This window comes from Nostoc sp. NMS7, assembly GCF_017115085.1.
Lineage (GTDB): Bacteria > Cyanobacteriota > Cyanobacteriia > Cyanobacteriales > Nostocaceae > Nostoc.
Genome location: NZ_JABXKJ010000239.1, coordinates 1 through 21059, shown reverse-complemented (window position 1 = coordinate 21059; position 21059 = coordinate 1). Strand labels below are relative to the sequence as shown.

Here is a 21059-nt window from a genome sequence, read left to right as displayed (position 1 = left end):
TAGCAGCTTTTGAGATATCTAATGTTGTTGAGGCCCTTTGGCATCACATTCTCTAGTCCAGCAGCGTTCTAGAAGTCGAAGCCGCCAGATCAATGCAAAGCGATGGGGATTCAATACTAATTTAGTCTCCTCACCAAATAAGGGCTGGTTGAGATACTGCCAAAGGGGAAATTTAATCTTGGTGTGTTTTGGAGTCATAAGAACAACAAAATATTATAAAAGTTTAGTGACAATACTTAACATTTTATCTAGGAACTGCCTGATACTGTTTTTCTAGTTAAAGGCTACACTCTGTTTTTGCAATTGTCTTGGTGGCAATTGCGGAATTTTAGCAAGTTAATTTATGTTGTTTACGCTTTAATACTGAAATTGAATGGTAACGCTATTTTTTTAGTTGCTTCTCATCCCATCGTTCCCACCCGCCGAATTTGATCGCTGCAAGACGCTGGCCGGGCGTGGAAGCCAACAGATAAGGGATTTATAGCTGAAGTTGACACCTATGAGCAATGCGCTTTACCCCAATACGGCGCGAATCTATTTACCATCAAAGTAAGGATTAATCAAAGCCTGAAACGACCTATTTTGGTAGAACCATATCTCGACAAAAAAACTGGGACGGGCAAGATGCCCATCCCACAAGAAAAAAGATAATTGATGTCATAAAAGACCTTAGCTATGTTTGATCTAAGGCATTTTCGTTAAGTTAAATTTCTCACTATCTAATAATGAGTGCCGGTTTTGCGATGGTTAATGGCAGTCACAGCATCAGGCTTGAGTAATTTACCTTCGTCCACAGTTGCATACACAACCCAGTGATCGCCACATTCCATACGTTCCTTGACTGAGCATTCCAGATATGCTAAAGCGTCGGTAAGGATGGTACAGCCGTTATCTGCAACTGCTGTACTAAAGTTGGCAAATCGATCTTCCCCAGGTGCGAAAGATTTACGGAAATGCTTCATGTAATCTTGATGATTGCCTTCAGGTAAGATATTTAAGGCAAACTTACCGCCTGGATACATCAAAGATTCGATCGCTCGGTCTTTAGCGATCGCAACGGTGAGTCCCGGTGGGTTGAAGGTAGCTTGAGAAACCCAAGCGCCTAACATTCCGGTAGAGACTTCTCCTTGTTTGGCTGTCACCACGCAGACAGAACCAACGATCCGACCAACAGCCTGTTCCACTGGAGTAGCAGCTTGTTGTGGTACGCGTACCTTTTTAGCCTTTTTCAAACTCTGGGCAAAGTCTGTACCTACTTCTTCACAGAATTTGAGAGTGACATCATCAGGCTTAAACTTCACCTTCAGGGTGTCAAAGCCAAAGCGATATCCAGCATCTCGGAGTTTACCTTCTATTAAGTCAAAAGCTTCGCCACTCCAGCCATAGGAACCAAAGACTCCAGCGAGTTTGCTGTTGTCACCGCTTGATAAGACAATACCTAAAGCAGTATGAATGGGAGTTGGCGCATGACCACCAATGGTAGGAGAACCGATGATAAAACCCTCTGACTGTGCTAGGCTAGTCCGAATTTCATCAGGGGTGGCAAATTCGCAGTTGATCGATTTAACTGCAACTCCACCTTTGGTTAGTCCCAGAGCGATCGCTTGGGCTAAAGTCCCCGTATTTCCGTAAGCTGAGGCATAAAGTAGGGCAACGGAAATCTCGCGATCGTTGTGAGCGTGGCTCCATTCTCCATAAGCTTTGGTAAGCTCGATTAAGCTGGTGCGTACTAGGGGACCATGACCCACAGCATACATTCTCACCTGCAAATCTGATATTTTTTCTAAGGCTGCTTCCACATGAGGAGTTTGGGGAGCCATTAGGCAGTTAAAGTAGTAACGCTGGTCTTCTTTGAGCGCTTCCCAATTATCATCAAACACTTCATCACCACAAAGATGAGTTGCAAATAACTTATCTGTGTAGAGAATTTGAGTTTGCTGATCGTAAGTACAAAGTCCTTCTGGCCAACGTGGACTAGGAGTGGGGAGGAATTTTAAAACATGACCCTTGCCTAAATCCAGAGTTTCTTTCCCCCGCATCACCAAGACTTTTAAATCATGCTCTAAAAAAGCAGCACGCAAATTATTCGCACCCGGAAGAGAACAGACAAAAGTTACCTGTGGTGCCAGTTCTAAAATTGCTTTGAGGGTTGCAACTCGATTGGGATTAAAATGACCCAGGATTATATAATCCAAATGTTGCAAATCTAAAGTCTGGCGCAATGCCTCTAAATAAATTTCGGTAAAGCTTTCTGGCGGTGGGTCAATAAGTGCGGTTTTATCAGCTTCAATTAAATAGCAATTGGAGGTAGTACCTCTTTCAAGTGCGTATTCAATTTCAAACCGCAGACGTGACCAACTACGTGCTCTAAGAGTCTTGGTATTTGTAGCAATTGGTAAAACTTGTACGTCGCGTGGCTTGGAATTGGTCATAGATGTTAAATAAAGTTGGCGAATAGGGCATTGGGCACTTGTACTGAGCGGCGTCGAAGTAGCGACGTCGTTGGCGCAGCCTCTCGTAGAGAAGTATTGGGAATAGGGCATTGGGCATTGCGAATAGGAAGACAAGGGGAACAAGGAGAATAGTCCATACCCCATGCCCCGTGCCCAATGCCCCATGCCCAATCTTTAGTAGTAATTACCCACTTTCCGATGACGAACAGCTGTTAGTCCGTCGTTTTTGGAGACACGACCTTCTTGGACGCTGCAGTATAAAATCCAGTGGTCGCTGCATTCCATGCTGCTCTGTATTTCACATTCCATATATGCCAGAGCATCAGTTAGAATCGGAGAACCGTTTTTCGCAGTTTGAGTTTTCACTCCCGCAAAGCGGTCAGCACCGGGATGCAAGCGCTTGAGAAAGTGCTTTTTCAATTCTTGATAATTGCCTTCTTCCAAAACGTTGAGGACGAAACGATCGCCTACTTGCATTAAGGAATCAATGGCGCGGTCTTTAGCAACGGCAATTGTCAATCCTAATGGTTGCAAACTCGCTTGCGTCACCCAGGACGCCAGCATTGCACTTGACATATCTCCTTTTTTAGTAGTGACTATATACAGTCCACTACTAATGCGACCCAGCGCCTTTTCCATGTTGACGTCGAGGGACTTGATTTGCTTGATGTTGCGATCGCGCACTAGCAATTGTCCGAAATCTTTACCCGCTTCTTCACACAACTGGAATGTGGATGCGGTAGGAGCCTCTCTAATCCGAATCGCTGGGAAAGCTTCTTTGATGCCAGAGTCGAGAAATTTTCTGCGGAGTGTATCGATAGGTTCATCATCCCCACCGTAACATTCAAACAGTCCAACCATTTGCTTGTTCTTGGCGACAGCTAGCACCGAACTGATACTAGCTTGGGCGGCGGCGGCGGAAGTCGGCGGCATACCGATAATGATCCCAGCTGCTCTCCCGGCTAGTTCTTGAATTTCTTGGCTCTCAGCAGTACTCAGATCCAGTACTTCTACCCCAACCCCGGTTTTCAGTATACCTTCGCCAATTGCATGAGCAAGGCGTTCGCCATACCCGTAATCTGAGACAAAAAACAAGCCGATGGTGGTTTCTGCTTTAGTTTGTTTTTGGCTCCAATTTTCGTAGCAACCGGTTAGAACGTCTAGATGGTGGTATAATAATGGGCCGTGACCGTTGGCGATAATATTAATCTTCCCTAGATCACCCATGCGCTTCATCGCATTCAGCAGTGAACGAGCGTTAGGTCCCATCAAGCAGTCGTAGTAAAATCTAAAGTCAGCTTCGATCGCTTCTAAATCTTCGTCGAAGGTGCGATCGTCACAAAAGTGCATCCCAAAAGCATCACAGGTGTAAAGGATTTGGGTTTTGCGATCAAAGCTAAAGATTGTATCCGGCCAGTGCAGGTTAGGCGCACTCACGAATTCGATTTCGTGTCCTTTGCCGATATCGATGCGATCGCCTGTTTTGACAACGCGCTTAGAAAAAGGATCGTGTACTAAGCCTTCCAAAAACTGAAGCGCAACTTTTGAGGCTAAAACAGTGGCTCTAGGAGCTAATTGCAGGACATCTTCTACTAAGCCGCTATGGTCTGGCTCTGTGTGACTAACAATTATGTAATCAATTGTTTTGGGGTTGACAAGACCTTTTAGAGTCTCTAAATACAGATTGCGAAACTTCTGGTGAGAAGTATCAATCAAAACTGTTAGTTCGCCCCTAATTAGATATGAATTGTAGGTTGTGCCGTTTTGCAGTCCGAATTCGATATCGAAGCGATCGCGGTCCCAATCAAGAGAGCGAATCGCCGTTGTGTTAGGGGCAATTTCTACAGTTTGTATAGTTAGCCGATGTTGAACGTTCTCTGCGACCGCTACCATTATTCGTCTCCGAGCGCAAATTAACAGGTTTTTCTTCTGCCCCCATTCTCCCTATTATTATTTGTTTTAGTTGTAATGAATGTCAGTTTTTTGAAAATTTAAGTTGTATCAATTATTGCTGTTTTTTAGCAAAAATTATGAATCAATAAATCTACTAAATATTAATTTATTCAGAGAAATTTACTGAGTATTTAATTTTGCTATTTATCTGTTTTTCTCCTAATTCAAAAATATCATGTTACTCACATTATTTGACAATAAAAACTTAAAAATTAAATTTATTTGGAGTTCATACCAGTTTTCAAGCAAAACGTTTTAGATTCCCCTAAATCCCCCGATAAATTGGGTGACTTTAATTCCGGTTCCCCCCTTTTTAAGGGCAGGGCTGTTTCATTCCCTAAAAGATGTAAAATGACAAGCGTCGAGGGGATGAAAACAATGAGTGCAAATCTGAGTCAAAGATGGGCAAAGACATCCCCTGCAAATCTATCGCTACTCCAAACGTTCACACTCAATATTTTGCGCCGAAATGGTTATTCCTCCATCACCTCAGTTCAAAGATTTACCTCTAATGATATTGACAAACTCTTATCCTTTGTGGGATGAAACAGCCCTGCTTTTTAAGGGAAACTAAGGGGGATCAATAAGTGCCTATGCACCTGTAACCGAACCGTATTGGAAGTGGCGAGGTAAAAGTTGAGCCTTTGAGGCTGAAGGTTGAGCCTTTGAGGCTGAGAGTTGAGCTTCAAAGACTCAACTTTTAAGTTTTAGCTCTCCCTACTTCCCCTGTTCCCTCAGATCCTAGGTCAGTTCCAGCCCACCTTGATAACCGGTGACAATGCGGCCACCATCCTTGAGGATGTGAACTTCTATCTGGTCGCTAGCCCAAGTAATCTGGTCTTGGAAAGCCGGGTTTAACACCCGAACCCGTTGATTGCTAGAAGAGACTGGAGAGTTGGGAGAATTAATTGCCAGAGATTGTACAAAAGGCCCGTCAATCAGGATATCAAGTTGTTCTAACAATGCTTGCGAACCTGGCGGCGCAGATTGGGACTGTAGCTGCTTAAGAGTGAACCCAGTAAAAGACATTACATTTAACCCAGCAGCTTTTACCTTCCGAGCTAAAGATGCCAGTGCAGTTGCTTGCCAAAACGGTTCTCCACCAGAAAACGTTACACCCATATTGTGGGGATTGCTGAGAATATTCTCCGCAAGGGTATCAACAGCAATCAATTGATTAGCCTCAAATGACCAAGAGTCAAGATTAAAGCAGCCAGGACACTCACGAAGACAACCTTGTACCCAGACGACTGCACGACAACCAGGGCCATTAACTTCTGACTGATCGACGTAACCCATAATGTTGAGATAGCCTGGGGGAATTTCCATGAGTGCTAGCGATGGGTCAGTTGGCTTAATTTCCATCTCTTTAACTCCTTTTAGCCATTGCCTGTTAACCGTTAACTATAGCGAATCTCCAGTTATATAACCGTGACAATGGTCATATAACTGGAGAAGCAGGAGCAAAGCCGGAGACGTTTCCTTTGTTCTCCGGTCAGGAGTCAAATGAATATGGTTTGGTTAAGCCAAAAACCAGATAGACTGAGGGTTAGTATAAAAGTTTATACTGCCACTGACGCTGGTAATCAGGCTATGTCCGCGTTCCTGATGACGTTACCCACCACATCATTAGGAGAGTTATAAGCGATCGTGCTGTTGTAGTTCACTGTGGTAATGCCAGAGTTATAGTTGTAAATGCCTCCACCATCACCGATCTCGTAACCACTAGAACTGAGTTTGATTTTGAAAGCGGTATTGAGAATGATAATGCTGTTGTCCACCGTTAGAGCGGCATTATTGTAGACGCCACCGCCAAAGTGTGCTTCATTGTCACTAATGATGCTATTACTGAGGGTAACGATACCTAATTTATTAGGGCTGCCGTTATTAAGGGCAGATCCATAGATGTCGCCGCCATCGTCGCCATTATTGTAAATCCCACCGCCGGCTTTGCCTGCGTGATTGCCATTAATGATGCTATTAATCACGTTAACAATGCCTAATTGATTGTAGTCGCCGTACTCGTTAGAGCTAGAGTTGTAGATGCCGGCACCGTAGTCGCTGGCATAGTTATCACTGATGCTGCTGTTATTACTTACCAATAGATTGCCATTATTGTAGATGCCGCCCCCAGTGGATGCATAATTCTTAGTCACAGTGCTATTGTTCACCTTAAAAGTGCCATATCCGAGAATATCTGGGCTATGGTAGCCAACGAGGATAAAGCCCTGGTTATAGATGCCGCCGCCGACCATTGCCGTGTTGCTACTGATGGTACTGTTATTCACGATGATAGTGCCATAACCAGCGATACCGCCGCCGTAGTGGCTGTTGTTGCCATTAATGGTGCTGTTAGTCACGGTTATAGTGCCAGTGATTATACTAGGACTGCCGTCTGTCCCGCCGCCATTATAGATACCGCCGCCAAAGCCGTCTTTCCCTGCAAAATTGTTACTTATGTGGCTGTTAGTCACGGTTATAGTGCCATTGCCCACGTCAAGACTGTTGCCGCGATCATCGATCCCGCCGCCATCATAGATACCACCGCCGTTGTAAGTGCTTTTGTTGCCACTGATAGTACTGTTATTTACCGATAGCGTGACACCAGTGTAAATGCCGCCGCCGTAGTCGCTGTTGTTGCCACTAATGGTGCTGTCACTCACGGTTATGGTGCCTTCATAGATACCATAGATACCGCCGCCGTATGACCCAGTGTTGCCACTGATGGTACTCTTACTTACCAATAGAATGCCAGAACTGAAGATGCCACCGCCGCCGTAGTAGCTGGATCTGAAGTTGACGCTGTTGGCATTGATCAGGCTGTTAGTCACGGTTATAGTGCCAAAACCATAGATACCACCGCCGTCGTATTCCGCAGTGTTGCCGCTAATGGTGCTATTACTTACGGTAAGGATGCCATTGGTGTAGATGCCGCCGCCATCGCGGGACGCGGAGTTATCATTAATGGTGCTTTTACTCACCAATAAGGTGCCAGAGTTGTAGATACCGCCGCCGTTTGCCGCCGAGTTGCCAGTGATGAAGCTGTTGTTGACAGTGAGGTTGCCAGAGTTAGAGTTGTAAATGCCACCGCCGTCCGCCGCCGAGTTGCCAGTGATGGTGCTGTTGCTGAGGGTAAGGATGCCTGCATTGGAGATGGCACCGCCTCCGCCGGGGTTTTTGTAGCTATTGGTAATGGTCAGCCCGTTGATTGCAGCTGTTACACCATTGCCAATGTCAAAAACACGGTCAGCACTATTATCATTAATAGTTAATAAGCTCGGACTTGTGCCTTTAATGGTAAGATTATCGGTGATACTCAGACTACTACCAGCTAGACTGATGGTATGAGCGATCGCATCAGTAAACAGTCCACCAAATTTGATGATGTCGCTTCCTGTAAGGGCATTGGCATCTAGAATTGCCTGTCGCAGTGAACCTGTACCACTGTTGTTGATGTTAGTAACGGTAAATATAGACATTGAGATTACTCCGATTTTTTTCAGGTGTATAAAGGTTGCGCTCAAGGGTCATGTTTTTACTAATACGAGTCTTGAGTATTTTTTCTACTGCTCAATGAATATTTAAGAGTGAGTTTTGTCAAAGAGCATGAACTTTTCCGCTGTTGTAAACAGCGCTGGGTGTTGTGTATCAAAAAATACTCATTTATGGGATTTGCTGAGTTATCGTCAAACCCAACTCCATTTTGGGTTTTTCTATAACTCAATCCAAATTACTGATTTTCATAGCCAAATCTTTAGTACAGCACGGCGTCAATCCAGCTACCCTCTTAATTAACAAGACTTAGGGCTTAACACCCTTGTTAAAGGTAAGCAAACTTACGCCACACTATATTGGGAAATTGCCTTCTCAAACTCTAAAAGGTTCTGAAATATACTTAAATTCCAAACCTTTTGTAGTACAGATTACATACAAGTATGAAGTGATAATTTAAAATTTACTGAGAGTTTATTTTACTTCATATTTGCTTAGTTCGGAATCCGATTTGAGTTTTAAAAATACTAAGCAAGAATTACGATATTCAGCTGAAATCTGCTGTTTAAAGAGTGACTCCAGACGTTGGGTAATGTTCAACTGATGGCTGATGATTAATGACTAATAAGAGAAAAACTTTGAGAGGTTTGGAAAAGTCCGCTTTAACTTACTAGACTGAAGTTAGTTGCCCAATTAGCATTGACTCTCCCATAGATAGAATAGATGACTCAACAAACTTCTAGAATTTGTATCCTTGGCGGAGGCTTTGGTGGTCTCTACACAGCCCTGCGCTTAAGCCAATTACCTTGGGAATCTACGCAAAAACCGGAAATTGTTCTGGTAGATCAAAGCGATCGCTTCCTATTCTCTCCTTTACTTTACGAATTACTCACTGGGGAACTGCAAACCTGGGAAATTGCCCCACCGTTTGAAGAACTTTTACAAGGTACAGGGGTGCGTTTTTATCAAGGGGTTGTGTCGGGAATTGACATCGACCAGCGACAGGTAAATATAGATCAAGGGCCAGAAATCCCTTACGACCGATTAGTGCTGGCGCTAGGAGGTGAGACACCGCTAGATTTAGTGCCAGGTGCAACAGCCTACGCCTACACATTCCGGACAATCTCTGATGCCTATCGTTTAGAAGAACGCCTGCGATTTTTAGAAGAATCGGATGCTGATAAAATTCGGGTGGCGATCGTTGGGGCTGGCTACAGTGGTGTAGAGTTAGCCTGTAAGTTAGCCGACAGATTAGGGGAAAGAGGACGTTTTCGGATTATTGAAATCGCTGACCAAATTTTGCGAACTTCTCCAGAGTTTAACCGGGAAGCAGCAAAGAAAGCAATAGAAGCCCGTGGCGTGTTTCTTGATTTAGAAACCAAAGTGGAATCAATAGAGCAAAATACCATTTCCCTAGAGTACAAAAACCAGTTAGACACGATTCCGGTGGATTTGGTAATTTGGACAGTGGGAACCAGAGTTGCACCGGTAGTAAAATCTCTTCCCCTGAAGCAGAATCAGCGTGGTCAAATCAGCACTACATCTACTCTGCAAGTCTTTGATTATCCAGAAATCTTTGCCTTGGGAGATTTAGCAGACTCTCATGATGCCGAAGGCCAGCAAATCCCCGCTACTGCCCAAGCAGCTTTTCAACAAGCTGATTATACTGCTTGGAATATCTGGGCAACTCTGACTAATCGCCCCCTCCTTCCTTTCCGCTACCAACAGTTAGGAGAAATGATGGCACTAGGAATAGACAACGCCACTCTCACCGGTTTGGGAATTAAACTAGATGGGCGCTTGGCATACGTCGCCCGCCGTATTGCCTATTTATATAGGTTGCCAACTTTAGACCATCAACTCAAAGTTGGTTTTAATTGGCTAGTCCGTCCAATCATTGAAACACTTTCTCGCTAACTTAAAGTTGGGAATTGGGCATTGGGCATTGGGCATTGGGCACTTGTACTGACTTGTACTGAGCGACGTCGAAGTAGCCTTGTCGTTGGCGCAGCCTCTTGTAGAGAAGTATTGGGCATTGATGCCCCAGTCCCGATTCAATTTTGAGTTAGTCAAGTACTAAAGTTTTTAACAAACCAAAATCTAAAATTCAAGATTTTAAATCTTCAGACTTTGATGGAACAACCGAAAGTTATTTTTTTAGATGCTGTAGGCACACTCTTCGATGTCAAAGGTGGTGTAGGTGAAGTTTATAGTCAGATAGCTCAAGAATTTGGCGTTACAGTTGCAGCCGAAAGATTAAATACAAGCTTTATCCAAAGCTTTAAAGCAGCACCACCACCAATATTTCCAGATGTAGAAGTACAAGATATTCCCCAACGCGAGTTTGATTGGTGGCGGATAATTGCCTTGAACACTTTTGAAGGTGCAGGTGTTCTCAAGGAATTTTCTGACTTTTCGGCTTTTTTTAGCGAACTTTACATCCACTTTGGCACAGGCGAACCGTGGTTTGTCTATCCCGATGTCATACCAGCTTTAATTAATTGGCGGCGGTTGGGAGTTAGCTTGGGGGTGCTGTCCAATTTCGATTCGCGGATTTACTCAGTATTGCAAAGTTTGGGATTGAGAGAGTTTTTTACCTCCGTGACCATTTCTACCCAGGTACGTGCAGCTAAACCCGATCCTCAAATTTTTGCTATTGCCTTAGATAAACATAAATGTTCGCCAGAGGCTGCATGGCATATTGGCGATAGCATTAGAGAAGATTACCACGGCGCTAAAGCAGCTGGCTTGAGAGGTGTTTGGATTAACCGTGGGACATGAAGCAGATACGTAAGGTTACGGAAGAATATGGGTTTGTGCTGATGGTTTTGGGCTGAGGCGATCGCTTACCGACTTACTTGATAGCGATCGCAGCTGAGTTACTGATCATCAAATTAGAAGAAGATTCAGCAAATCCTCTACACTGGCTAAAATGAGCGCTTGATCAGACTTCTGAAAATCTTTTTGTTCTCCCATCTTGTTACTCGTATGTATAACAAAATAGGAGGAGGCAGTTTTCCTCCTGCCTCATTCAAGATGATATTCTGACCATAGACTAGATTATTTGCCCTTATACACTGAGGGCTTTAATGTCTTATTATTAGCTCAAAAACCTATGCCAGCCCCGTAATTATCGTTAAATGCTGAAGCAAACTTTTCCTTCTCCGGAAGCACTCCGACGGTTCCCTTTTGGACTAGCTGATATTGCCCTGATTCTTGGCACATTAGTATTACTGGCACTGATTGCGCGTGTCGGTGCTGGAACGTTGGTGAGCTTTGTACCACCAGATGTAGTGCCAGGTATCAGCCTCGACCCGCGTAATCTGCCGTATTATGCTGGGCGCTCAACCCTGCGAATGTTTATTGCTCTGTTTTACTCAACGCTGTTCACCTTAATTTATGGCTACATTGCGGCTAAAAGCCCTCGTGCTGAACGAGTTCTGATTCCGCTACTCGATATTTTACAGTCAGTTCCAGTACTAGGTTTTTTATCGATCACAGTTACAGGTTTTATTGCCCTGTTTCCCGGAAGCCTATTAGGACTAGAGGCAGCATCGATTTTTGCAATTTTCACCAGCCAGGTCTGGAACATGACTTTTTCGTTCTACCACTCACTGAAAACACTGCCACCGGAACTAGATGAGGCGGTAAAACTCTATCGGTTGTCGGGATGGCAGAGGTTCACCAAGCTAGAATTGCCTACGGCGATGATTGGGCTGCTTTGGAATGCAATGATGAGTTTTGGGGGTGGTTGGTTTTTTGTCGCTGCGAGTGAAGCGATCAGCGTACTGAAGCAGCAATACACACTACCGGGAATTGGCTCCTACGTAGCAGCCGCAGTTGTCGCTGAGAATTTACCTGCTCTGGGTTGGGCGCTATTGACGATCGCGGTAGTGATTGTGCTAGTAAATCAACTGTTCTGGCGACCCTTAATCGCCTGGGCGGATAAGTTCCGCCTAGAACAGAGTGCAGCCGCCCAAGCACCCGAATCCTGGGTCTACGATCTGCTAAAAGCAGCCCGAATTCCTCGGATGCTGGGGCGAGTGCTAGATCCTTTGGCTGAAGCGATCAACCACATTCTGTCATTGCTAACGCCACCTCGGACTCCCCGGACTGTGGAGACTAGTCAGCAGGAAGTAGGCGATCGCCTCTACAACTTTATACTGCTGGCTGTGATTGGTGCACTATTGGTTGTCGGGTTGCACTTCATTGTGACAACAGTGGGACTGGGTGAAGTCCTCAAGACTTTTGGGCTGGCATTACTGACTCTGTTACGTGTACTCGTGTTACTAGTATTTGCAACTCTAGTTTGGACACCTGTGGGAGTGGCAATTGGGTTTAATCCCCGACTGGCAACTTTGTTGCAGCCCGTGGTGCAATTCCTGGCCTCCTTTCCAGCAAACTTTATCTTTCCCTTCGCTACACTATTCTTCATCCGTTCCCATATCAGCATTGATTGGGGTAGTATTCTCTTGATGTCTCTGGGCGCCCAGTGGTACATCCTGTTCAACTCCATTGCTGGAGCGATGAGCATCCCAACGGATCTGCGCGAGATGGCAACCAGCCTCGGTTTACGTGGTTGGCGGCTGTGGCGCAAATTAATCATTCCTGGCATCTTCTCCGCCTGGGTAACAGGTGGCGTCACTGCTACCGGTGGGGCATGGAACGCCAGCATTGTCTCAGAGGTTGTCGCTTGGGGGCAAACCACTCTGACGGCCAACGGGTTGGGAGCATATATTGCTCAGGCAACAGCAGCAGGTGACTGGCCTCGCATTACACTGGGGATTGGGATGATGAGCTTATTTGTTGTCGGGTTGAACAGAGTGTTTTGGCGACGACTGTATGAACTAGCAGAAACCAAATACCATCTTTAAAACATCGCTTACTAGAGGCGCAAGCATGACATCTACGCAAGTTACTAATAATGTACTAATCGCTGTCGAACAGGTCAATAAGAGTTTTCCGCGCCCAGAGGGCAAAGGTGAGTTTAACGTTCTCCGCAATATTAATCTGACAGTAGCTACGGGTGAAGTCCTAGCCTTGCTGGGGCGCAGTGGCAGTGGCAAAAGTACCTTACTGCGGATTATGGCAGGCTTGATTCCCCCAAGTGAAGGAAAGGTGAGCAGCAATGGTAAACGTCTGCAAGGTGCCAACCCTGGTGTAGCAATGGTATTTCAAAGCTTTGCACTGCTGCCCTGGCTGACAGTACAAGAAAACGTCGAGTTAGGGCTAGACGCGCAGGGTGTTCGTCGGGATGAGCGACGACAACGAGCGCTTAAAGCTATTGACTTGGTGGGCTTAGATGGTTTTGAGAGTGCCTATCCTAAAGAGTTGTCTGGGGGGATGAGACAGCGAGTTGGATTTGCTAGGGCATTTGTGCTGGAGCCGCAAGTACTATTTATGGATGAGCCGTTTAGCGCTCTAGATGTGTTGACGGCTGAGAACCTGCGCGGTGAAATTGATGATTTATGGAATGCTGGCACCTTTCCGTCCAAAAGTATTTTGATTGTTACCCACAATATTGAAGAAGCGCTGTTTCTGGCGGATCGAGTAATTATCTTGGGATCAAACCCGGGGCATATTCGCGGTGAGGTTGTGATTGATATGCCACGACCTCATGACCGCACCAGCATCCGCTTCAAATCGCTGATCGACTATATCTATACGGTGATGACTAACCCAGAAGTGGAAGTAAGTGGGGCTGTTGCAGCATCTACGTCAACTGTACAAGCACCGCGACCCGGCGCAATCCAACAATCGCCCTATGCCAAACTCCTGCCCCACGTCAGAATCGGTGGTATTAGCGGTCTACTGGAGCTAATTGTTGATCAACCAGAAGGTAAGGATGATATTCCTCGCCTAGCAGAACGAATCCAATTATCAGTTGATGATCTGTTACCAATGCTTGATGCAACTGTGATGCTGGGCTTTGCTGAAGTTGCACAGGGAGATGTCAAGCTGACCGAAATTGGGCAAGATTTCGCAACTACAACCATTCTCCGCAGTAAAGACTTATTTCGGCAGCAGGTGCTGGAAAAGGTGCCAGTTGTAGTTAGCATGGTACAGACATTGCGGGAAAAACGGAATCGGTCAATGCGTGCGGATTTCTTTATCGATTTACTTGAAGAATACTATCCCCATGAAGAAGCGGAGCGGCAATTTGCCACAGCTGTAGATTGGGGGCGTTATGCCGAACTGTTTGAGTATGATGCTAGTGAAGATAGACTGTATTTGCCGGAGCCAGTAGTAGCGCAAACTCTTGAATCTGAAGCGATGGAATGAGGGATGGGGGGGATGAGGGGGATGAGGGGGATGTTTTCAATTCAGCAATGCTAAGTTTTTAAAGTGGAATCCAATCCAATCTATCAATCCACTCTTCTGCCTCAGTCGCTTCCCAAATCAAATAAATTGTTTCTGCCCAAATACTAAATACACGTCACCGTAAAAGGGGTTCGGAAATATTGAGACTTGATGTTGGGTTCCACTTCGTTCTACCCAACCTACGAATAATTAAATTCCATACCCTTTTTGTGGTGTTCTGTACTTAGGCGACAAATTTTCATCAAGGAGAAAACGTACCTTCACTAAGAGTTTAGCAACGCCTGCTCACGTTGCGCCTTTAATGCTCTTAAACGTTGCATCAAAGGTGAAGGATTAGCTGATGATTCTTGATAGCGCTGTTCTCGCCACTTTGCTAGCCGCAACATATAAGCATCTATAAACTTAAGTCGCACACTTCCGCAATGGGAGGATATTTGGGTAAAGGTATGACTATTCTAGCGATCGCCTGATCAATTCTCCACTCATTGCAAAACCTAACTACTCCAAAAACTTCCTATGTTCTGCTCAAACGATGAGGAATAAGGGGATAAGAAAGAGTTAGAACTGCATTAATGAACCTTGGAACTGCATTAATGAATCTTGGAACTGCATTAATGAACCTTGGAACTGCATTAATGAACCTTGGAACTGCATTAATGAACCTCGGAACTGCATTAATGAACCTCAGAACTCCATTAATGCCCCTCAGAACTCCATTAATGCCCAATGCCCAATTCCCAATACCAAATGCCCAATTCCAATACCAAATGCCCAATACCAAATGCCCAATACCAAATGCCCAATGCCCAATGCCCAATTCCCAATACCAAATGCCCAATGCCCAATGCCCAATGCCCAATTCCCAATACCAAATGCTGCCCTAAGACCCGTATGATCAAAATATCAGGAAAACATAACAGCCAGATTTTTACCGCAAAACATGGGCAGTATTTGGGAAATCGATTTTTACTCTCGTCCGATTTTGGACGCTAATCAGAAAAAAATTTGGGAAGTCTTAATCTGCGAAAGTCCCTTAGATATCAGCACAAAACCAGATTCTTTGTTTCGCTATGCTCAATATTGTCCCAGTACCCAGGTAAATTCGGGCTGGTTGCGGACAGCATTGCAGGAGGCTATTAATCAAGCTGGAAAAGCACCAATTAAAATCCGCTTTTTCCGCCGCCAAATGAACAACATGATTACTAAAGCTTGCCAAGACTTAGGCATTCCCCCCCAACCTAGCCGCCGCACTTTGGTTCTCAATCAATGGTTAGAACAGCGCATGCAGGAAGTATATCCTCAAGAACCAGGGTATCAAGAGGGGACTAATCCCTCAGTCCGGTTGGAAAAACCTTTGCCGCAACGTTTACCAGATGCTTTGGAAGGACAGCAGTGGGTATTTGTTACCTTAGATGCTGCGGCTTTGGCAGAAATGCCGGAGTGGGAAATTGGCTTTGGTGAAGCTTTTCCTTTAGAGTTGGCGCAAGTTTCACCCGAAGCCCGGATTCCTGGTATTTTGATTTTCTCATCGAGAGCGTTGCCCTTGGCAGGCTGGATGTCTGGTTTGGAGTTGGCTTTCTTAAGATTTGACACCAGCCAAGAGGCGAGATTGCTTTTAGAAACTGGTGTCACTGAAAGCTGGATTGTGGCGAATATCAAAAAACCTCAAATCTTAGCAGAAGCCAAAGGTTTTGAACAAGCCAAGCAAAAAGCTAACGGAGTGCATTTTATTGGTGTACAGTCTGATCCCAAATCAGAATCTTTTGCTGGTTTTTGGTTGTTGCAAGAGGTTAATCTCTAAAATGGGCATTGGGCATGGGGCATGGGGCATGGTTTGAGAATGACTAATGATCAATGACAAATGACTAATGACTAATGACTAGATCCGTTGAGATATGCCGATGATTTGGGATAATTAACTGCGTCCATCAGCGTTGAGCTGTGGTTCCAAATCACAACTGCCGAAACACGCTGATGATTTTTGGATAGTTATCTGCGTGCATCGGTATAAAGTGCGATCGCTAGGGATCAGACTTTTAAGAGACAGCGTTGATATGCGGTTCAAAATCCACAATTCACTAAGGGGTCATGGGTTCTGAAAATTTGTCACAAGATACACTAGCAGAACAGCTGCTGGAACTAGCTATAAAATCTGGAGCAGAAGCTGCTGAGGTGTATCAGTCGCGATCGCTTTCTCGTCCGGTGTTTTTTGAGGGAAACCGACTCAAACAGCTAGAAACTAACCAATCTGAAGGCACAGCATTACGGCTTTGGCGAAACGGGCAACCAGGGCTGATGGTGGCTTACGGTTCTGTCACAGCCGAAGTAATGGTGGAAAAAGCTCTGGCACTGAGTCAACTTAATCATCCCGAAACAGTAGAATTAGGTTCTAACTTTCAGCCCTCCTACCCAGATTTGGGGGGAAGTGTGTCAATAGAAGTTTTGGTAGATTGGGGCAAAGAAGCGATCGCACTCATCCGTGATGTCTATCCAGATGTTGTGTGCAATGGTGACTGGGAATGTGATCTTGAAACCACTAGACTAGTCAATACCAAAGGTTTAGATTGTCATTACACTGATACTACCCTCAGCTGCTACATATCAGCAGAATGGGTGCGTGGCGATGATTTTTTGAATGTTTCCGATGGACAAACTCAGCGCGGTGAACTCGACCCAGAAAAATTAGCTAATCAAATTTTACAGAGGTTAATTTGGGCTAGAGAAAATGTCTCACCTCCGACTGGCCGGGTTCCGGTTTTGTTCACTTCTAAAGCCGCCGATATGCTTTGGGGTACTGTGCAAGCAGCTTTGAATGGCAAGCAAGTTTTAGAAGTAGCTTCTCCTTGGGCAGAACGCTTGGGTAATCCAGTTGTTGCACCTAGTCTCACCCTTTACCAAGATCCCCAAGCAGGCCCTTACAGTTGCCCTTTTGATGATGAAGGTACTGCTACTAAATTTTTAGTATTTATCGAAAACGGGACTTTACAGCATTTCTATGGCGATCGCACCACCGGGCACCAACTGGGTACTGACACCACTGGAAATGGTTTTCGCCCTGGTTTAGGTAGCTATCCCACCCCTGGTTTATTTAATTTTCTGATCCAGCCCGGTTCAGCATCCCTACCAGATTTGATTCAACAACTAGATGATGGCTTGATTGTGGATCAAATGCTGGGTAGTGGCGGCAGTATTTCTGGAGATTTTTCGATCAACGTTGATTTAGGCTACCGCGTCCAAAATGGTCAGGTAATTGGACGCGTTAAGGATACGATGGTTGCAGGTAATGTCTACACAGCCCTGAAGCAATTGGTTACACTGGGCAACGATGCTGATTGGAATGGTTCTTGTTATACTCCATCTCTGATAGTAGAAGGGCTATCCACCACCGGGAGAAGCAATTAATTCGTAATTCGTAATGACGCTTGCCGATTCGTTAACGCTTGTTAAAAACTCTTGACTTAAACCCTCAGAACTCCGTTAAAAATTCTAAATTGATCGCCACTAACGGGTTTTGCAAGTAGCAAATGTTGCCTTTGATTCGTTGAAAGTTTAGTAAATCATCTCCGAATAACACAAGAAAGTTGACATCATGTGGTATACACCTATCTTCCAGCGCTTTCGGCAGCTGCTACAACCACGGCGTCGTTTAGCAATTTTTGAAGCTTGTCTGATTGGTTTGGTTTCTGCTCTTGCAGCAGTATTACTGAAATGGGGGGTGGGATTACTAGGTTCCTGGCGAGTGCAGACATCGCTGCTGCTACCAGCTTGGTTAGTGTTACCAGTTATTGGCCTCGCCTTTGGATTCCTCGCAGGATGGCTGGTTGAGCGCGTAGCCCCAGAAACTTCCGGGAGCGGCATTCCTCAGGTGAAAGCAGTGCTGGCCGGTATACCAATTGCTCTAAATTTGCGTGTTGCCCTGGTGAAGCTAGTCGGTGGGATTCTGGCACTGGGTTCTGGACTAGCTTTAGGGCGGGAAGGGCCAACAGTTCAGGTCAGCGCCGCTTTAGCATCTCAACTTAGTCGATGGTTTGCGACTTCCCCTGACCACCGTCGCCAGTTGATTGCAGCTGGTGCGGGAGCAGGGTTAGCGGCTGCCTTCAATACGCCGATTGCAGGTGTATTGTTTGTAGTGGAAGAACTGTTACAAGATTTCTCGGAATTTACTCTGGGTACTGCAATTCTGGCTTCTTTTATCGGTGCTGTCGTCTCGCGCGTATTGGGTGGTCGCAGCCTGGATTTGAATCTAGCATTAACTGCTTCCAAGACAGAGTTTTTTGTTCAAGATATTCCCTTCTATTTGGTGTTGGGGATTCTGGCTGGGTTGATGGGGGCGCTGTTCAATCGCGGGATTATTGCCAGCTTAAGTGTTTACCGCCGCTCTCTGCGTTTTGGATTACCTGCTCGTGTGGCACTAGCTGGGTTAGTCTCTGGGGTAATTGTGGCATTACTGCCGGTAGCGTTTCGAGATAACACCGGACTACGGGAAATTTTAATTACAGGTGAGGCTAGCTGGTCAATGGCGGCGATCGCCTTTATCTCCCAGTTTATCCTAACTCTGGTAGCCTATGGCTCTGGTGTGCCAGGAGGATTATTTGCTCCGGCATTGACCCTTGGGGCTGCCCTTGGCTACTTGGTGGGTATGGCAGAACACAGTCTGCTTGTTCCTTTGGGGATAGCGGCTGGATTCCCAATTACCTATGCTTTGGCAGGAATGGGCGCATTTTTTACTGCGGTGGCGAGAGTGCCAATGACGGGGATAGTAATTGTGTTTGAAATGACTACAGATTTCAATTTAGTACTTCCCTTAATGATTGGCTCTGTAACTTCGTATCTAGTCGCCGAAAAGTTGGCGCCAGGATCACTCTATGACCAACTTTTGGCGTGGAATGGCATAACTATCCAAAAAGCAGCACCGGCGGGGGGGATAATGACAAATTTGACTGCCAAAGATGTCATGCAGCAACAAGTAGAAACTCTGGATACAGAGATGCCTTTAGATGAAGTGATGCAGGCATTTGCCCGTTCCCACCATCGGGGCTTTCCAGTGGTAGAGAATAGCAAGCTTGTAGGGATTGTCACCCAATCAGATTTACTAAGTATCCGCGATCGCAACTTACCAAATGACACTCCTTTGCGGGAAATTATGACCGCCGCTCCGATGAGCGTAACACCCATCCACAACTTGGGCAATGTGCTATATCTACTCGATCGCTATCAAATCAGTCGCTTACCAGTCGTAGATGGACGGAAACTGATTGGAATTATTACCCGTGGAGATATTATTCGGGCGGAAGCAGACCATCTCAATGGTGAAAATGACACCCCGAAATTGCGACCAGAACGTTCATATATAGTTTACCAAACGCGATCGCCCAGCACCGGCAGAGGTAGATTATTAGTGCCAGTAGCTAATCCCGAAACCGCCGGTATTTTATTACAAATGGCAGCAGCTATTGCCCGCGATCGCCATTATGAAATAGATTGTGTGCAAGTGATGCTGATACCCCGCCACAGTTCCCCATCGGAAACAGAGGTAAGAACGGCAAAAAGTCGCCGCTTGCTACGACAGGCGGAAGTCTTAGCAAAAAAATGGCAAATTCCTCTGCACACGCAGATTCGAGTTACCCACGATGTCGCGCAGGCAATTTTGGAGACAATCAACGAACAACACATCGACCTAATTTTAATGGGATGGAAAGGTAGCACATCTACCCCGAATCGGATTTTTGGCGACGTTGTAGACAGCGTAATTCGCCAAGCCCCCTGCGAAGTAGTTTTAGTAAAATTAGGCACTACTCCCCTCTTCAATCGTTGGTTAGTACCAATGGCTGGTGGCCCCAATTCGCGGCTGGCGATTAAATTGCTCCCAGCTTTACTGACATTAGGAAATGATCCCCAAATTCGCCTTGCACAGGTGTTTAAGACATCTGAATTAAGGCCAGATATGTCAGTTTCAGAACAAGCCATCCGCCATTTGATGCGGCGTCGCAAATTGTCGAGTACTGTAGTTGCTCTCCCAGTGCAAGCTAATTCAGTTGCTGAAGGTGTAATTAACCTAGTGAAAACCGAAGGCTACGATGTTGTAGTTGTGGGAGCTTCGCGCGAGGGATTGTTGCAGCAGGCGATTCAAGGTAATATTCCCGAAGCGATCGCTTCTGGTGTAGAAAGTACAGTGATTTTGGTTAGGGGTGCAATTAATAATTGAAGAAGAGGGATTGGAAGATAAATACTGATTTTACTAACGATAAAATATACCAATAATCAGAGAAAAAATTATTGGTATTAGGATTGGAATAGCAACTATAAGTCCCCACTTACCAAACTTAATTTCCTCACACTCAGATTTTAAAAACGCAATCAAACCTACAACTCCCATCACAATCCAAATACACCCAAAGGCAAGAAATATAACAAACACTGAATCTTCCATTTTTCATCAATTAATTAATAATTATTTTAATCATAACTTTCTAGTTGTGGATACTTGTTTGACAATAAAAAACAAAGCCTGCCGATGCAGGCTTTACCCGTAATTATCTTTAGAACTTACGCCAAATTGAACGCAACTTGTTATTAATAGTTAGAACGGGAGCCAGAAGAACCTACCACATTAGACTCACCATAATTGACCTTCTAAGTAGCGCTGCTCATCAAAACCACTTGATAGCGATCGCTTCTGTACGGGTGCAAGAGCGCCATCGCTCCTCCTGAGTTTTCCTCTTTGAATTTTTGGAATTGGGGCCTAGGCGCAGCCCGTCGTAGACATCGCTGGTAAAATTATCCTTGCTTGAATTAGAGCGATCGCCCCAGTTAGGGTCGAGGTGTGCATTACTGCATCAC

At 45.3% G+C, this 21059-nt stretch carries 17 protein-coding genes; 9 read left to right on the top strand and 8 right to left on the bottom strand.

Annotated features, from left to right (window positions below; all coding sequences use genetic code 11):
- Positions 1–18 precede the first annotated feature (18 nt).
- The 3 genes from HWQ38_RS31945 to HWQ38_RS31935 form a co-directional block, all read right to left on the bottom strand.
- Positions 19–198, bottom strand: coding sequence for a hypothetical protein (locus HWQ38_RS31945; protein ID WP_292801875.1), 180 nt, complete (start codon positions 196–198; stop codon positions 19–21).
- A gap of 521 nt (positions 199–719) precedes the next feature.
- Positions 720–2432 (bottom strand): diflavin flavoprotein, encoded by a 1713-nt coding sequence (locus HWQ38_RS31940; protein WP_292801873.1) that lies wholly within the window; start codon positions 2430–2432, stop codon positions 720–722.
- A gap of 195 nt (positions 2433–2627) precedes the next feature.
- Positions 2628–4346, bottom strand: a complete 1719-nt coding sequence (locus HWQ38_RS31935) for a diflavin flavoprotein (protein WP_292801871.1) — start codon at positions 4344–4346, stop codon at positions 2628–2630.
- A gap of 411 nt (positions 4347–4757) precedes the next feature.
- Here HWQ38_RS31935 and HWQ38_RS31930 point away from each other — a divergent pair, with 411 nt between their 5' ends.
- Entirely contained in the window at positions 4758–4952 is a 195-nt protein-coding gene (locus HWQ38_RS31930) for a hypothetical protein (RefSeq protein ID WP_292801869.1), read from the top strand.
- Between the two features lie 195 nt (positions 4953–5147).
- Here HWQ38_RS31930 and HWQ38_RS31925 read toward each other — a convergent pair whose 3' ends face one another.
- Positions 5148–5771: a 4Fe-4S single cluster domain-containing protein gene (locus HWQ38_RS31925; protein WP_292801867.1), complete on the bottom strand. Its 624-nt coding sequence runs from the start codon at positions 5769–5771 to the stop codon at positions 5148–5150.
- A gap of 221 nt (positions 5772–5992) precedes the next feature.
- The gene (locus tag HWQ38_RS31920) at positions 5993–7885 is read right to left on the bottom strand and encodes a hypothetical protein (protein ID WP_292801865.1); all 1893 of its coding nucleotides are present in this window, start codon (positions 7883–7885) and stop codon (positions 5993–5995) included.
- A 736-nt stretch (positions 7886–8621) separates the two neighbouring features.
- On the opposite strand from HWQ38_RS31920, the gene HWQ38_RS31915 reads away from it, so the two are divergent.
- Positions 8622–9815 (top strand): NAD(P)/FAD-dependent oxidoreductase, encoded by a 1194-nt coding sequence (locus HWQ38_RS31915; RefSeq protein ID WP_292801863.1) that lies wholly within the window; start codon positions 8622–8624, stop codon positions 9813–9815.
- Here HWQ38_RS31915 and HWQ38_RS31910 read toward each other — a convergent pair.
- A complete protein-coding gene (locus HWQ38_RS31910; protein ID WP_292801861.1) occupies positions 9812–9934 on the bottom strand; it encodes a hypothetical protein in 123 nt (40 codons plus the stop codon). The genes HWQ38_RS31915 and HWQ38_RS31910 overlap by 4 nt on opposite strands.
- Before the next feature lie 97 nt (positions 9935–10031).
- Here HWQ38_RS31910 and HWQ38_RS31905 point away from each other — a divergent pair, with 97 nt between their 5' ends.
- From HWQ38_RS31905 to HWQ38_RS31895, 3 genes are all read left to right on the top strand, one after another.
- The gene (locus tag HWQ38_RS31905) at positions 10032–10679 is read left to right on the top strand and encodes an HAD family hydrolase (RefSeq protein WP_292801859.1); all 648 of its coding nucleotides are present in this window, start codon (positions 10032–10034) and stop codon (positions 10677–10679) included.
- Between the two features lie 359 nt (positions 10680–11038).
- Entirely contained in the window at positions 11039–12772 is a 1734-nt protein-coding gene (locus tag HWQ38_RS31900; RefSeq protein ID WP_292801857.1) for an ABC transporter permease subunit, read from the top strand.
- A gap of 25 nt (positions 12773–12797) precedes the next feature.
- The gene (locus HWQ38_RS31895; protein WP_292801855.1) at positions 12798–14180 is read left to right on the top strand and encodes a nitrate/sulfonate/bicarbonate ABC transporter ATP-binding protein; all 1383 of its coding nucleotides are present in this window, start codon (positions 12798–12800) and stop codon (positions 14178–14180) included.
- A 302-nt stretch (positions 14181–14482) separates the two neighbouring features.
- Here the strand turns inward: HWQ38_RS31895 and HWQ38_RS31890 are convergent, their stop codons facing one another.
- Positions 14483–14632 carry a hypothetical protein gene (locus HWQ38_RS31890; protein ID WP_292801853.1) on the bottom strand — a complete coding sequence of 50 codons (150 nt, stop codon included), beginning with the start codon at positions 14630–14632 and terminating at the stop codon, positions 14483–14485.
- A gap of 201 nt (positions 14633–14833) precedes the next feature.
- Between HWQ38_RS31890 and HWQ38_RS31885 the strand changes: the two genes are divergently transcribed.
- The 4 genes from HWQ38_RS31885 (at position 14834) to HWQ38_RS31870 (ending at position 20424) form a co-directional block, all read left to right on the top strand.
- Positions 14834–15103 (top strand): hypothetical protein, encoded by a 270-nt coding sequence (locus HWQ38_RS31885; protein ID WP_292801851.1) that lies wholly within the window; start codon positions 14834–14836, stop codon positions 15101–15103.
- A gap of 56 nt (positions 15104–15159) precedes the next feature.
- Complete coding sequence (locus tag HWQ38_RS31880) at positions 15160–16020, top strand: Tab2/Atab2 family RNA-binding protein (RefSeq protein ID WP_292801849.1); 861 nt, start codon at positions 15160–15162, stop codon at positions 16018–16020.
- 287 nt (positions 16021–16307) lie between these two features.
- Positions 16308–17621 carry a TldD/PmbA family protein gene (locus HWQ38_RS31875; RefSeq protein ID WP_292801847.1) on the top strand — a complete coding sequence of 438 codons (1314 nt, stop codon included), beginning with the start codon at positions 16308–16310 and terminating at the stop codon, positions 17619–17621.
- A 187-nt stretch (positions 17622–17808) separates the two neighbouring features.
- Positions 17809–20424 carry a chloride channel protein gene (locus HWQ38_RS31870; RefSeq protein WP_292801844.1) on the top strand — a complete coding sequence of 872 codons (2616 nt, stop codon included), beginning with the start codon at positions 17809–17811 and terminating at the stop codon, positions 20422–20424.
- 33 nt (positions 20425–20457) lie between these two features.
- On the opposite strand, the gene HWQ38_RS31865 is transcribed toward HWQ38_RS31870, so the two are convergent.
- Positions 20458–20649 carry a hypothetical protein gene (locus HWQ38_RS31865; protein ID WP_292801842.1) on the bottom strand — a complete coding sequence of 64 codons (192 nt, stop codon included), beginning with the start codon at positions 20647–20649 and terminating at the stop codon, positions 20458–20460.
- Positions 20650–21059 lie beyond the last annotated feature (410 nt).